This window comes from Candidatus Phytoplasma citri, assembly GCF_002009625.1.
Taxonomy (GTDB): domain Bacteria; phylum Bacillota_I; class Bacilli_A; order Acholeplasmatales; family Acholeplasmataceae; genus Phytoplasma; species Phytoplasma citri.
The window spans coordinates 1-12,774 of record NZ_MWKN01000032.1 but is presented as its reverse complement, the minus strand read 5'-3'; the positions used below and the strand labels follow the sequence as shown (position 1 = coordinate 12,774).

Sequence of the window (12,774 nt, the reverse complement as noted above, 5' to 3'; positions counted from 1 at the left end):
GCGGTGTGCTTGGAAACTTGCTTGTCCGGTTTGGACGGGGGCTGATTGTAAATAAAACAGCAAATACAAATCGCTGCATAAAACGCAATTAATCTATCCGTATTTAAAGGCCATGCTCAATATTCTTGTTCAAACGATATAGTTTGTTCTTCAGTATCTACTGCTATAATAGTGACTATTAATGCTATTGAATTGTTAGACTTAAGTAATAAAATTAATTTTAAATTAAAAAAAGGTTATTTTAAATTAATTTTATTAGAATCTAATTTAATAGTGAATAAATTATTAAAAAATTTTCAATATACTTTTAAAGATTTAAGTCGGCAATATCCAAATTGTTTAAAAATTAAATTAATTAAAAAATTAAATTAATTAAATAAAAGATTTAAGTCTATAATATCCAAATCGTTTAAAAATGAAATTAGTTAAAAATATAGATAAATTAAAAGAGGTTAATTATGTTTAAGTTAAATATTCAATTATTTGCCACTAAAAAAGGGGTTAGTTCTACACGCAATGGGCGTGATTCCCATTCTAAATCTTTAGGCGCTAAATTATCAGATGGTCAATATACAAATGCCGGATCTATTATTTATCGTCAAAGAGGAACTAAAGTTATGCCGGGTAAAAACGTTGGTATTGGTAAAGATGATACTTTATTTGCTCTTATTAAGGGTTTTGTTAAATTCGAAAAAATTCGTATTAATAAAAAACAAAAAACTTGTGCTTCAGTTTATAACAGTATTTTGCAAAAATAATTATTATAATTTTTTTAAATAAGTATTTTTACATAAAAGAATTTAAATAATATTTAAAGTAGTTTTATATTAATATTTAATGTTTTAATTAGAAGTTATTTGGTTTATAAACAATTTTTAATTAAATTAAAAAAAGTTAATTTTTCAAAAATAAAAATATTGGAATGTAAGTGAATGTTTTGGTTAATTATAATTTAGAGAATATTATTCGTTATATGCTGTAAAAAATAAAATTTATTGCCGAATTGAACGGATAATTTATCTAAATAAATTAATTTAGGGAATTATATGAATTTTATTGATGAAGTGATAAATTACGTTAAAGCTGGTGACGGAGGATGTGGTAAGGTAGCTTTTAGAAGAGAAAAATATGTTCCTTACGGAGGACCTTCAGGGGGAAATGGAGGTAATGGAGGATCTGTAATTTTTGTAGGTGTTTCAGGTGAAAATAATTTATTTAAACTTAAGTATCGTAAAAAAATTAAAGCTTTAAATGGTTATAATGGCGAAAATAAAAATAAAAACGGAGCTAATGCTCCTGATTTGTTTATAGAAGTTCCTTTAGGTGTTTTAATTTATAATCATAAAAATAATCAATTAATTGGAGAAATTTTGGAAGCCGGAGAACGTTTAATAATTGCTCGAGGTGGTAAAGGCGGTAAGGGCAATTTTGCTTTGACTAATCATTTTAATTCAGCTCCGTCTTATGCTGAAAAAGGCGATTTAGGAGAAAGTTTAATTATTAGAACAGAATTAAAAATGTTAGCAGATGTCGGTTTATTAGGTTTTCCTAATGTAGGTAAATCATCTTTGTTAGCCGCTTTATCTAATGCTAAGCCAAAAATTTCTTCTTATCCTTTTACTACTTTAACTCCTTGTTTAGGAATGGTTTTTGATAAAAAATTAAATTTTGTGATTGCTGATATTCCTGGTTTAATCGAAAATGCTTCTTTAGGACGTGGCCAGGGTATTAATTTTTTAAAACATATCGAAAGATGTAAATTGTTATTACATATATGTGATGCTTCAAATGATGATATTTATTTAAATTATTTATTATTAAATGAAGAATTAAAAAAATATCATATTAATATGTTAAAAAAACCTCAAATAATAGTTGTTAATAAAAAAGATTTGCCTTGTTTTCAAAAAAATTTTCTTATTTTAACCCAACGAATAAAAGATAAGATTATTATGCCTATTTCTGTTATTAATTATTTAGGTTTAACAGAGTTAAAAAATATTATTATAGAACATTTACAAAGAAGTGATTTGTGTAATATAGATACAACCGCGAATAATATTCAAAATAAAAAGATTTTTACTTTGAATGAATCTGTTAAATTTATTATTTCTAAAGAAAGTAATGGTTGTTATGTAGTTACCGGTGATTATATTGAAAAATTATTTCATAGAACAGATTTTAATAATCATGAATCAATTAGTCATTTTTCTTATATTTTGAAAAAAATAGGAGTTGAAGAAGAATTAAAAAAAAGAGGAATGAGATCCTCTGATCAAGTAAAAATTTGTAATTGTATTTTTGAATTTGTAAATGAGACAAATTTTTAAATAATGCATTTATAAAAAACAAAAAGGAGAATTATACATATATGAAAAAACTAAAATTATCATCTTTAGAAAGAATAGCTTTTTTATCTTGTTTATCTTCTTTGTCTCTTGTTTTAGATTTAATTTTTAAAAAGTTATTCACTTCTTATTCTATATTGCGTTTTTTTAATTCTATTATTTGGTTAGATGGTTTCAAATTAATACCTTTATTTTTTATTCCTTTATTCAATCGTCATTATTTTTGGTCTTTTATTTCTGTTTCTTTTATAGAAATTATTGCTTTTTGTTTCAGAGGCACTGTTTATCCATATAATCCATTATTAACTTTATTTTATGGTCTTTGTTTGGGTATTTTGCCTATTTTTTTACTTTCAAAATATTTTAATTCATTTTTATCTGTTTATTGGCGAATAACTTTAATTTGTTGTTTATATTTTATAACATATATTTTATTGAATCTTTTTTGTTTAGATTATATTTTTTATAATAAAAATTATGATTATTTAAATAATTTTTCTGTTTATAATAAATTTTTAAAAAGATTTGTATCTCCTTGGATTTATATTCGTTTTTTATCAGTTTTTTTCTTTTCAGGATTTTTAACTTATATTTATTTAACGATATATCGGCAATTTTTATCTTTTTATTTCGTTAATCATACTAAAATATAATTAATTTTAGTTTTAAATTATAAAATAAAGTTATTTTTTTATTAATGGAAATATTGATTAGTTTTAGGTCTGTGTTTTTGAATATTGTGAAATTTTTTTTAATAAAATTTTTGTTACATCATTGATAGACATATTGTCATCATTAATACGAATTTCTAAAAGTTTATTTTTTTTACGGTATTGTTCTATTAAAGGGTAGGTTTCTTTTTGATAAATTGCTAAACGTTCATTAAAGGTTATTAAATTATCATCTTTTCTTTGGATTAAGATATTGTTATCCTTATCACATATTCCGTTTTTGTTAGGTTTTTTAGTTTCTAAATGATAAATTTCTCTACATTTTGGGCATATTCGTCTACCTAAAATTCTTTTTTGTAAAATTTTGATATCGGAATTGAAATAAATTACTTTTGTCAAAATAATATTTTTTTGTTGAAATAATTTATCCAAAAACATAGCTTGTATTGAATTTCTAGGAAATCCATCCAAAATAAAACCTTTTTTATTTTGTTCTTTTAATAATTGTTCTTCAATCATAGCATTTGTGATATGATTAGGAACTAAAAAACCTTTTTCTATATAAGAATTGGCTAATTTTCCTAAATTAGTATTTAATTGTAAATTTTTTCTGAAAATATCTCCTGTTGAAATATGTGGAATATTAAAATATTTAGATAAAATTATCGCTTGTGTTCCTTTGCCAGTAGCAGGCGGTCCTATTAATATTATATTCATTCTATAACCTTTCTTATTTGGATAGAATTTAATTAGGGAATTATCTCTTAAATCCATTTTTAATATTTAATATAATATAAAGTTTGCAGTTCTATTGATTTTAAAAAAACGCTAATGTGAAGGTCAATTAATTTTTTGAATTAAATTATTTCATTATCAAATAATGTGCTTATTGAGGTTTTAAATATGTTATTTTTAAATTTTATAAAATTTATAATTAAAAATTGAAAAGGGTAAACACTAAGTATTTATATCACATAAATTTACTAATTTCAATAATATTGATATTTTACTATCTAATAGATTTTTTAAATTTTTATATTCATTAATTTAAATTTAACTATTTACTTGACTATATTTTGGTTTTATCATAAAATATATGATATATAGTGTTGTATTGATTAATCTATATGTACTTTAGCGTTTTCAAAATTAAATAAAAAATAAAATTTCACTTATAAGTGAATTAAAAAGGAGCATTGTGGATGTCTACCGCAAAACCGATTTGGAAAAAGTCACGTTTTTTGAATTTTTCTTTAACCGGAACAGGAAAAGAATTATTAAATAAAAAAGATCATTTTAATTTAAGTAAAAATAAAAAAAGAAAAAATAAATTAAGTGATTATGGACTTCAGTTACAAGAAAAACAAAAAGTTCGTTTTACTTATTGTATGTCTGAAAAACAATTTAAGCGTTTTTTTGTTAATGCAGCCAAATTTAAAGGTTCTCATGGGGAAAACTTTTTAATATCCTTAGAATCTCGTTTAGATAGAATTGTGAATTTATTAGGTTTTTCTAAAACTATTTTACAAGCAAGACAATTAATTTCTCATGGTCATGTTTTAGTAGATGGTAAAAAAGTTGATATTAGTTCTTATGTTGTTAAACCCGGACAAAAAATAACTTTAAAAGAAAAAGCAAAACAAATGAAAATAGTTTCTTATTGTTTGGAAACATCCAAAAATAATAAAGTAGACTATGTTGTTTTGGATAAAATTTCTTTAATAGGTAGTTATATCCGATATCCTTATAGAAATGAGTTTTTAACAGATATTAACGAGCAATTAATTGTGGAATATTATAATAGATAAAATTTCTTTTTATTAAGAAACAATAATAAAGAAATTTTTGGGTATTCATATTAAGCAAATTACTTTATTTAGGGAGTTGTATAATCAAAATGAAGTTGCCTTTTAGGAAAAGTTTTTTTTCTAACATTAATTTTCTTAAGAATGTTAGTCGCCAAGATATTAATGAACTTTTAGTCTATTTATCTTCTAGTTTTAATGGTTTATCTTTGGATGAAATTGATGAAAGAAAGAAAAATTCTAATGTTAATGTTTTAAATAAAAAAAAAATTATTATTTTATCAAAATTATAAGAGTTTTATTAAATCCTTTTAATTTTATCTTATTATTTTTATTAATTTTTTATTTTTTTAAAGATATTTATTTAGCAGATCCTAAAGTTAGGGACTATGCTACTTGTTTTATTGTATCTTTTATTTTAATGGTTTCCAATTTTATGCATTGGTTACAAGAAGCTAGATTTTCTAGTGTAATAGATAAACTTAAAAAAATTGTTTCTTTAACGGCATCTGTAAAAAGATCTGACCAAATTTTTAAAATACCTTTAAACGAATTATTAGTTGGGGATATAGTTTTATTATCAGCCGGAGATATCATTCCGGCAGATATTAGATTATTAGAGACTAAAGATTTTTTTGTTAAAGAAACAACTTTTACAGGGGAATCGGATGCGGTAGAAAAAAATGCTTTTTCTCAAACAGAATCAAATGATCTTTTAAAAGATCCTAGATTAGTTTTTATGGGTACTAATGTTGTTTCGGGTTATGCTGTTGGCATTGTAGTTTTGACAGGATTAAATACTTATTTAGGTCATATTCATCAATCTTTAGATAAAGATAAAACTTATTCTTCTTTAAAGCAAGGTATCAATTCTATTGTTAAAATATTAATCAGTTGTATTTTGATTTTATTTCCTTTAATTTTTGTTTTAAATTGGTATAAGTGTACAGAAAAATTTATTTTTTGGAATGTTTTTGCTTTCGCTTTGAGTATAATTTTAGGAATTACTCCTGAAATGTTGCCTTTGATTGTAACAACTTCTTTTATGAGAGGGGTTGCTGTTCTTTCTAAATATAACGTTATTGTAAAAAATTTATATTCTATGCAAGATTTTGGTGCTATAGATATTTTATTCACTGACAAAACAGGAACTTTAACAGAAGATAGTGTTGCTATTGACAATTTTTTAGATATTTATAATAAAAGTAATTTTAAAATTTTACAATATGCTTATTTAAATAGTTATTTTCAAACAGGTTTAAAAAATGTTATAGATAAAGCAATTATTGATAAAATGCATAATAATTGTCATTTTGATTCTATGTTAGCGAAAAATTTTATTAAAATTGATGAAATTCCTTTTGATTTTAAACGTCGCATTATGACTATTTCGCTTCATAATATTTATGAGGATTATAATTTAATCATTACTAAAGGGGCGATTGAAGAAATATTAAATATTTGTAATTATGCCGAATGTATTGATCCGAAAACAAATCAAGCTCAAATATTAAATATTGATAAATCTCAGATTTTAAATCATGTTATTCATTATAATCAGTTAGGATTTCGCGTAATTGGGGTCGCTTATAAACTAATTCAAAAAAATCAAAATTTGATATTTCATAATGATAAAAAAATAGAAAATAACATGATTATATTAGGTTTTTTAATTTTATTAGATCCTCCTAAAATTAGTTCTGCAGATGCTGTTTTAGCTTTAAAAAGTTGTGGCGTAGATGTGAAAATTTTAACTGGTGATAACGAGATTTTATCAAAAATTATTGCTAGTAAAGTTAATATTGATTCTACAAAATGTTTATTAGGTTCTAATTTGATTGAAATGAGTGATGAAGAAATTTATAAACAAGCTCATTATACTAGTATTTTTGCTAAATTATATCCAGAACAAAAAGCTAGAATTATTAATATTTTTCGTCAAAAAGGACATATTGTAGGTTTTATAGGTGATGGTATTAATGATGCTATCGCTATGAAAAACGCAGATTTATCTATTACTGTTGATTCGGGAGCTGAAGTTGCTAAAGAATCAGCAGATGTTATTTTATTGAATAAAAATTTAACTGTACTAAAAGATGCCATTTTAGAGGGTCGAAAAAATTATATTAATATGTTGAAATATATTAAATTCACTTTAGCCTCTAATTTTGGTAATATTTTAAGTATTTTATTAGCTTCTTATTATTTGCCTTTTATTCCTTTTATGCCTATTCAAATTTTATGTTTAAATTTAATTTATGATTTATCTTGTTTAGTTTTACCTTTTGATGATGTAGAATCTATTTATTTGAAAAAAAAATCTTGTTGGAATAGTCGTGATATTTGTTTTTTTATGATTTCATTTGGGATATTAACTTTTATTTTTGATATTTTATTTTGTTCTAGTTTATTATGGAATTATGGTATTGTTTCCTTTAGTGATTGGACTTGTGATAAAATTAATTTATTTAGATCAGGATGGTTTATTTTTTCAATTTGGACTCAATTTTTAACTATTTTTTATCTTAGAACTCTTAATTGTTTGAGAAATTTGAAAAAAACTATTTATATATTTATATTACCTTTTATAGCTGGAATTTTAGCTTCTTATTTACCTTGTATAAGTTTTTTATCAAAAAGATTATATTTTGATAATCCTTTTGATAAAAATTATGTTTTTATTTTGTTAAGCTTTTTATGTTTGTATTGTTTATGTTTATTTTTGGTTAAAAAATTATTTATTATAAATAAACGTGATCTTTTGTGAGATTATATTATTGTTGATCGAATGGATAGGTGCGTTTAATGATTTATTGGCAAGATATTTTAAATATATTATTATTTTTTACAATTATTTTAATATTATTTTATATTTCTTTAAATATTTTTTTTAGTAAATACGAAGTTATTAAGGTAGTTTATTGTTTTTTTTTAGGAATTTTATTTGTTTATTGTTTGGAATTTTTTTTGGAAAAATATAATTATTTTGAACCAATTAGAAATTTTTTAGAAAAAATTAATATTTATAATGTGATATTAAATTTTGTTATGATAGTACCTATCATTATTAAAGCTCCTTATTTACGTTTTTATGTTCAAAATTGGTCTGGTTTTTGGAATCGAAAAAAAATGATAGTTATGGGTAATAAAAATACACAAAATCAAATTTTAAAAGCTGTTTGGTTTATGTCAGAAAAAAAAATAGGTTCTTTAATTACTATTGAAAAATATAATACCTTAGAACAATTCGCGCAAAAATCTATTTTTATTGATGCTAATGTTTCTTACGAATTGTTAATTAATATTTTTATGCCTAATACTCCTTTACATGATGGTGCTGTTATTATTCGTGGTAATAAAATTTTATCTGCTGGAGCTTATTTTATGTTATCTGATAATCAACATTTTGAAAAAATTACAGGTTCTCGACATCGAGCTGCTTTAGGTATCAGTGAACATACTGATAGTATGACTATTATAGTTTCCGAAGAGACAGGCGATATTTCTATTGCTGTAGATGGTATTATGTTGTTGATGAATGAACGTACTAAATTTGAAGAATATTTAACTATGTTTATGGGTTAATTATGGATAAATTTGTTTATGAATCATAAATTTATTAAATTATATAATAGAAAATTTTGATTATTTTATAAATTATTTATAAATTACAAATAGTTTTTTATTAAATTAAATTTTTAAGTATAATTAATTTTAATTTAATTAAATTTTTGGTTGTTTTATTAGGTATAAATTGATTAAATATTTTAAAAAGCATAAATTATTTTATTTATTTCTTAAGATAATTATTTTTAATGATAATTTTTAAAATAATAAATTAATAATAATTATTTGATTTTTTATGTTTTTTTAAAATAAATTTAGATATATGGAGTTAATAGTGTTCAATAAAATTCAAAAAATAATTTCGGAACAATTATCATTGTCTGAAGATCTAATTCAATTAGATACAAAATTAAAGGAAGATTTAGGGATGGATTCTATTGATGCTGTTAATTTGGCTATTCAATTAGAAAAAATTTTTAATATTAAAATTAGTGATGAACAATTACAACAATTTAAATCAGTAAAAGATATTGTAGTTTATATTGAAGATCATGATTCTGGAAACACAGAATAAAATTAAACTGTTTAATCGAAAAAATTGGAGTTAAAAAAAGTTTTTTATGTTAATTTATGATTTTCGTAGTATAGAAGCTAAATGGCAATTACATTGGGAACAACAACAAACATTTAAAACCGAAATTGATTATAATAAAAAAAAATTTTATTGTTTAGATATGTTTCCGTATCCTTCTGCTCAAGGATTGCATGTCGGACATTTAGAAGGTTATTCTGCTAGTGATATTATTAATAGATTTTTTCGAATGCAAGGGTTTAATGTGTTACATCCTTTTGGATGGGATTCTTTTGGTTTGCCTACAGAACGTTATGCCTCGCAAACAGGTCAACATCCTTCTTATGTAACTTATCAGAATATTGAAAACTTCAAAAAACAAATAAAATTGCTCGGAAAAGGTATTGATTGGAGTAGAGAATTAGCGACTTCAGATTCTTATTATTATAAATGGACTCAATGGATTTTTAAAAAACTTTATCAAGAAGGATTAGCTGTTTTGCAAGATGTTGAGGTAAATTTTTGTCCTCAATTAGGTACGGTATTAGCAAATGAAGAGGTTATTTCTACTTCTGAAGGTATTATATCAGAACGTGGTGGTCATCCTGTTTTCAAACGTAAAATGAAACAATGGATTTTAAAAATTACCAAATATGCGGATAGACTTTTGAATGATTTGTCATTATTAGATTGGCCAGAGTCTATTAAGGAAATGCAAATTAAATGGATCGGAAAAACACCAGGTTTTATTTTTTATTTTATTTTATCGGTTGAGAGCAAACAAATTTTGTCTGTTTTCACTACTATGCCTCAAACAATTTTTGGAGTTAGTGCTTTAATTTTGGCTCCTGAACATCCTTTGATATCAATTTTGACTACTTCTGAAAATCAACAATTAGTTGATAATTATTTACAAAAAACTCAACGTAAGAGCAATTTAGAAAGAGATATTAATAGAGAAATTACGGGAGTTTTTACAGGTAGTTATGCTATTAACCCTTGTAATAATCAAAAAATTCCTATTTGGATTTCAGATTATGTTTTTATGCATTATGGTACAGGAGCATTAATGTCAGTTCCTTTGTATAATCAAAAAGATTTTATTTTTGCTCAAAAATATAATTTGAACAAATATATTATTAAATATTGTGGTCCTCGTTGCCATTTATATTCAAGAAAAGAAAACATTAAAAAACCATGTTTACAAAAAAGTGGTAATTTTATTAATAGTGATTTTTTAAATGGTTTAGATGAATTATCTGCTAAAGAAAAAATCATAAATTTATCTATTAAAAATAAATGGGGTGAATTATTTAATACTTATAAAATTCATGATTGGTTATATTCTCGTCAAATTTATTGGGGAGAACCTTTTCCTGTTTATTATGATGAAAATAATAAAATTTATTTAATGTCTGATGATGAATTACCTTTAGAATTGCCTGAAACTGATAATCTAGAACAATTATATAAAGGTGGTTCGCCTTTATCTCAAATTCATTCTTGGTTATATTTTTGTAAAGATGATAAAATTTATAAACGTGATTCTAATACTATGCCTCAATTTGCAGGTAGTTCTTGGTATTATATAGGCTATATTTTGAAAAATTATCTAAGTATGATCCCTTTAAATACTATGGAAGCTAAAGAATTATTAGATTATTTTTTGCCTGTAGATGTTTATATTGGCGGCGCCGAACATGTTCATGGTCATTTAATTTATGCTCGATTTTGGTGTAAATGTTTATATGATTGGGGCTTAATATCAACTCCTGAACCTTTTTATAAATTAATAAATCAAGGTATGATTTTAGGAAATGATAATTTAAAGATGAGTAAATCTAGGGGTAATATTGTTAATGCTTCGGAAGTTTTAAATACTTATGGAGCTGATGTAATAAGACTTTATATTATGTTTTTAGGACCTTTAGAAGATAATAAATCTTGGTCAGATCAAGGTTTAAAAGGTATTCAACGTTTTTTAAATCGTATTTATAATATTTTTGATAATTTTATTATTTATGAATCAAATTTTGCAATTTTAAATAAAATTACACACCAAACTATTAAAAAAGTCACTGAGTATTATCAAAAATGTCAATTTAATAAAGTTATTAGTCAATTAATGATTTTTACTAATTCTATTTATCAATATGAAAAGGTAGATCGTTATCAAATTAGAATTTTATTACAATTATTAAATCCTATAGCTCCGCATATTACAGAAGAATTAAATCAAGTGAAATTAAAATCTAATCAAGAATTAGTGTATTCTCCTTGGCCAAAATATGATATTTCCTTTTTAGAAGAAAAAGAGGTTGTTGTTGTTATTCAAATTAATGGTAAAATTAAATCTAAATTATTAATTCCTTTAGATACAGAAAAATCTGAAATTTTAAAAATTATTCAAAAAGATGAAAAAATTTTAAGTTTTATTAAAAATAAAGAAATTATTAATACTATTTATATCAAAAATAAATTGTTAAATATAGTTATGATATAGATTTATTTTTATTTGATTTTAATCATTTAATAATTAAATACTAAATACTTTACTTATAATGTTTTAGAAAGAATGGTTTTTTAATTAATTTATGCGATTGAATAAGGAAGGGATGTTGATAATTATTTCAGGACCATCAGGAGTTGGTAAAGGAACGGTTAAGAAATTATTATTAGAGAGAATTGAAAATAATTTAGTTTATTCAGTTTCTATGACTACTAGGTCTCCAAGAATAAATGAAAAAAATGGTAAAGATTATTTTTTTGTTAGTAACCAATATTTTAAAGATAAAATTAAAGAAAATTATTTTTTAGAGTATAATGAATTTATTGGTAATTATTATGGTACTCCTAAAATTAAAGTAATGGAAGAATTAAAACAAAATAAAGATGTTTTGTTAGAGATAGATGTTCAAGGAGCTTTACAAATTAGCAATAATTTTATTAAAAGCAAAAGTGTTTTTATTTTTTTAGCTCCTCCTTCTATTGCAATTTTAAAACAACGTATTCAATATCGAAATACAGAGTCTTCGCAAATTATTAATGAACGAATTGTTAAAGCTCGTCAAGAATTATTATTGATTCAAAAAATAAAAAAATATGATTACATGATTATCAATGATAAATTAGACGAAACAGTTAATATTATTAAATCTATTTTAATTGCAGAACGTGTAAAATTTAAAAGAATGATTAAGTTTTATTCGTCTCAAATTTTAATTTGAAATTATATTAAAGAAAGGAAATTATTCTGACAAATGATTTTTAATCAAAAAAAAGGTTTTTCAACTGATTCTATCGATGATTTATTAAAATGTATTGATTCTAAATATAAATTAGCTTATGTTGCTGGAAAAATTGCTCATGTTATAGAAACTAAAGATGAATTTTATAAATCTAAAATTAAAGGTAAAAAAATTGTTAGTAAAGCTTTATCCGAAATTATTAATAAAAATTTTAAGATTATTTTTAAAGAAAATTAAAAATTAAAAAAATTTTCTTTTTTTATGATCGAAGAGGTTTAGGGAATTGTTAATTAAAAATCATATACCCGTTATGATTCGGGAAGTTGTGGAATATTTGAATATTAATTCTTCTGGTGGGGCGCCAAAGAGGCCTAAATTTCGCGCTATCTAACCAATAGCCAGGGTCGATAAACCCTGAAAGGAGATGGTCGGTTCAGCAAACGAAAGGATGTTGGATTATAGCAGACCATAAAAGCGGGTTGCGACGAAAGCAAATTAGTCAAGAAGACCCCGCCACCGAATAATTCTACGGAGAAGCCTGGGATGGCCTAAGAAGGAAAATTG

General features: G+C 23.4%; 13 protein-coding genes. 12 read left to right on the top strand and 1 reads right to left on the bottom strand.

The features are described 5' to 3' along the window. Nucleotides 1-87: 87 nt before the first annotated feature. The 4 genes from B2G44_RS01135 (at nucleotide 88) to B2G44_RS01120 (ending at nucleotide 3,001) form a co-directional block, all read left to right on the top strand. Nucleotides 88-372 (top strand): ribosomal-processing cysteine protease Prp, encoded by a 285-nt coding sequence (locus B2G44_RS01135; protein WP_078123022.1) that lies wholly within the window; start codon nucleotides 88-90, stop codon nucleotides 370-372. 83 nt (nucleotides 373-455) lie between these two features. After that, the gene (gene rpmA / locus B2G44_RS01130) at nucleotides 456-758 is read left to right on the top strand and encodes a 50S ribosomal protein L27 (protein ID WP_219335502.1); all 303 of its coding nucleotides are present in this window, start codon (nucleotides 456-458) and stop codon (nucleotides 756-758) included. Between the two features lie 288 nt (nucleotides 759-1,046). Further along, nucleotides 1,047-2,330 carry a GTPase ObgE gene (gene obgE / locus B2G44_RS01125; RefSeq protein WP_078123020.1) on the top strand — a complete coding sequence of 428 codons (1,284 nt, stop codon included), beginning with the start codon at nucleotides 1,047-1,049 and terminating at the stop codon, nucleotides 2,328-2,330. Nucleotides 2,331-2,371: 41 nt separating this feature from the next. After that, complete coding sequence (locus B2G44_RS01120; protein ID WP_078123019.1) at nucleotides 2,372-3,001, top strand: hypothetical protein; 630 nt, start codon at nucleotides 2,372-2,374, stop codon at nucleotides 2,999-3,001. Nucleotides 3,002-3,064: 63 nt separating this feature from the next. Here B2G44_RS01120 and B2G44_RS01115 read toward each other — a convergent pair whose 3' ends face one another. Beyond that, nucleotides 3,065-3,736, bottom strand: a complete 672-nt coding sequence (locus tag B2G44_RS01115) for an adenylate kinase family protein (RefSeq protein ID WP_078123018.1) — start codon at nucleotides 3,734-3,736, stop codon at nucleotides 3,065-3,067. A 485-nt stretch (nucleotides 3,737-4,221) separates the two neighbouring features. Here B2G44_RS01115 and rpsD point away from each other — a divergent pair, with 485 nt between their 5' ends. The 8 genes from rpsD (at nucleotide 4,222) to rpoZ (ending at nucleotide 12,447) form a co-directional block, all read left to right on the top strand. Next, nucleotides 4,222-4,827 carry a 30S ribosomal protein S4 gene (rpsD, locus tag B2G44_RS01110; protein ID WP_078123017.1) on the top strand — a complete coding sequence of 202 codons (606 nt, stop codon included), beginning with the start codon at nucleotides 4,222-4,224 and terminating at the stop codon, nucleotides 4,825-4,827. Nucleotides 4,828-4,916: 89 nt separating this feature from the next. After that, a complete protein-coding gene (locus B2G44_RS02320; RefSeq protein WP_180372463.1) occupies nucleotides 4,917-5,117 on the top strand; it encodes a hypothetical protein in 201 nt (66 codons plus the stop codon). Then, complete coding sequence (gene mgtA, locus B2G44_RS01105; RefSeq protein ID WP_307781448.1) at nucleotides 5,105-7,591, top strand: magnesium-translocating P-type ATPase; 2,487 nt, start codon at nucleotides 5,105-5,107, stop codon at nucleotides 7,589-7,591. Before B2G44_RS02320 ends, mgtA begins: the two co-directional genes overlap by 13 nt. A 38-nt stretch (nucleotides 7,592-7,629) precedes the next feature. Beyond that, nucleotides 7,630-8,409, top strand: coding sequence for a diadenylate cyclase (locus B2G44_RS01100; RefSeq protein WP_078123016.1), 780 nt, complete (start codon nucleotides 7,630-7,632; stop codon nucleotides 8,407-8,409). Between the two features lie 316 nt (nucleotides 8,410-8,725). Beyond that, entirely contained in the window at nucleotides 8,726-8,965 is a 240-nt protein-coding gene (gene acpP, locus B2G44_RS01095) for an acyl carrier protein (RefSeq protein ID WP_143325100.1), read from the top strand. A 46-nt stretch (nucleotides 8,966-9,011) separates the two neighbouring features. After that, nucleotides 9,012-11,465 carry a leucine--tRNA ligase gene (leuS, locus tag B2G44_RS01090; protein WP_078123014.1) on the top strand — a complete coding sequence of 818 codons (2,454 nt, stop codon included), beginning with the start codon at nucleotides 9,012-9,014 and terminating at the stop codon, nucleotides 11,463-11,465. A gap of 112 nt (nucleotides 11,466-11,577) precedes the next feature. Continuing rightward, nucleotides 11,578-12,189, top strand: coding sequence for a guanylate kinase (gmk, locus tag B2G44_RS01085; RefSeq protein ID WP_257616356.1), 612 nt, complete (start codon nucleotides 11,578-11,580; stop codon nucleotides 12,187-12,189). Between the two features lie 33 nt (nucleotides 12,190-12,222). Beyond that, nucleotides 12,223-12,447 (top strand): DNA-directed RNA polymerase subunit omega, encoded by a 225-nt coding sequence (gene rpoZ, locus B2G44_RS01080; protein WP_078123012.1) that lies wholly within the window; start codon nucleotides 12,223-12,225, stop codon nucleotides 12,445-12,447. Nucleotides 12,448-12,774: the final 327 nt, after the last annotated feature.